This window comes from Chitinophaga sp., from assembly GCF_035564935.1.
Lineage (GTDB): Bacteria > Bacteroidota > Bacteroidia > Chitinophagales > Chitinophagaceae > Chitinophaga.
This window is the reverse complement of sequence record NZ_DATMTE010000203.1, coordinates 1-1,913: the sequence shown is the minus strand read 5'-3', so window position 1 is coordinate 1,913 and position 1,913 is coordinate 1. Positions and strand designations below refer to the sequence as shown.

The window sequence follows — 1,913 nt, the reverse complement described above, 5'->3', positions numbered from 1 at the left end:
ACTTTCCGGTCTCAGTTATCATGCCTTCATATTTTGATTGTTGCAATCACCGATTTACTACCTTTGTTGCTTCTTAAACATCATTCAATAATTCAGAGTATATGAAGTTCGAAGCACCTGTTGCAGTAACGGAAATAGCAGCATATATAGGCGCAGAGCTGGTTGGCAACAGCCAACTGATGGCCACAGGCATCAATGAAATACATAAGGTTACACCCGGAGATATTTCGTTTGTTGACTTTGAGAAATACTATAACGCCAGTCTGCAATCAGCAGCAACCATTATTATCATTAACAAAAAGGTAGACTGTCCTGAAGGCAAGGCAATTCTGGTACTGGACGACCCCTTCAGTGCATATGTAAAACTGGTTAAAAGATTCAGACCTTTTGAAGCAGCAACCAAAGCCATCAGCGACAGCGCCGTGATAGGGGAGGGTACCATTGTTCAACCCAACGTATTCATTGGCAATCATGTGCGTATCGGCCGGAACTGTCTCATTCATCCCAACGTTACCATTTACGACTACTGTGAAATTGGCGACAATGTAATTATTCATGCAGGCACTGTGCTTGGTGCGGACGCTTTTTACTTTAAGAAAAGAGCTGAGCGGGAAGTGATTTACGACAAGCTGGAGAGTTGCGGAAGAGTGATCATTGAAAGCGATGTGGAACTGGGCGCCGGCTGTACTATCGACAAAGGCGTAAGTGGCGATACCATCATTGGCCAGGGCACTAAGCTGGATAACATGATCCATGTAGGTCATGGTACCGTGATAGGCAGGAATTGCCTTATTGCTGCACAGGTAGGCATTGCCGGTAAAGCTAAGATCGAAGACAATGTGATCCTTTGGGGACAGGTAGGTGTGAATAAAGATCTTACCATCGGTAAAGGCGCCGTTGTACTCGCACAAAGCGGTGTGCCTTCCTCTCTGGAAGGAGGCAAGGTGTACTTTGGCACCCCTGCAGAAGATGCCAGGGTTAAAAAGAAAGAACTTGCCTGGGTTAAACGCATCCCCGAAATGTGGACCAAGCTAACAGCATCCAGATAACCATTAACGCCGGGACACCAACTGATGTCCCGGCGTTTCAATAGTCAAACCACCCGCTTCATGAAATATCTGTTTACCGCTTTGCTCCCCCTGTTACTCTGGAGCTGCACCACCACCAAACCCACCATTACCAAATCGTCTTTATACACCAACGATCAGGAATGGCCTGTGAAGGTGAAAGACGGCTGGCTTACCGCTAAAACCATTTCTTTTGGCCTTTATTCCACTACTTCCCGCAAAAACGGGGTAGCGGAAGCAACCTTCATCAAAGACCCTAAAAATGCCTTTAATTTTTATCTGAACGGCAATGAGGAACACCTGTTGATACAAACCATGAACACTACCGCTATAGTGTTCTCGAACCGTGATTTGCCATCTTATTTAAGCGGGTTACCGGCAGGTACGGAGCTTCGCTATGCACTGATCAACGGCACCAGGAATGAGCCTTTAAAACGCTGGGAAATGATTGTTAAGAACCCTCATTACCTGGAGCTGAATGAAAACAAACCGGCAGGCGTGCTCCGGTCTACGGACACCGATATACGCATTACCGCCAATAACCGGTATGGTAAGGTTAATTCGTATGAAAACGTATGCTATGAATTTCAATACCGCGGGCAACCTGTGGCGGCAGTGATCCCCGGTGAAAAACCCCGGGTGTGGATGAGCAGGGAAGTACCTCCTGAAATTGGCAAAACATTATCGGCCGCAATAGCCGCTTTCCTGTTCTGAATTTTGTCTGACTCAGGATTAAACTGATTACACTGATTTGATTTTTTAGGATTTTATAATGTGATTTGGGGAGATTTAGGCGAAAGTATCCGTTTAAATCTCCCCAAATCATTTTTAATCCTGAAGCGTCCT

2 protein-coding genes are annotated in these 1,913 nt (G+C 45.8%); both read left to right on the top strand.

Annotated features, from left to right (window positions below; genetic code table 11):
* Nucleotides 1-101 precede the first annotated feature (101 nt).
* Nucleotides 102-1,049, top strand: a complete 948-nt coding sequence (locus VN105_RS05305) for a UDP-3-O-(3-hydroxymyristoyl)glucosamine N-acyltransferase (protein ID WP_325638653.1) — start codon at nt 102-104, stop codon at nt 1,047-1,049.
* 60 nt (nt 1,050-1,109) lie between these two features.
* Nucleotides 1,110-1,781, top strand: a complete 672-nt coding sequence (locus VN105_RS05300) for a hypothetical protein (protein WP_325638651.1) — start codon at nt 1,110-1,112, stop codon at nt 1,779-1,781.
* Nucleotides 1,782-1,913: the final 132 nt, after the last annotated feature.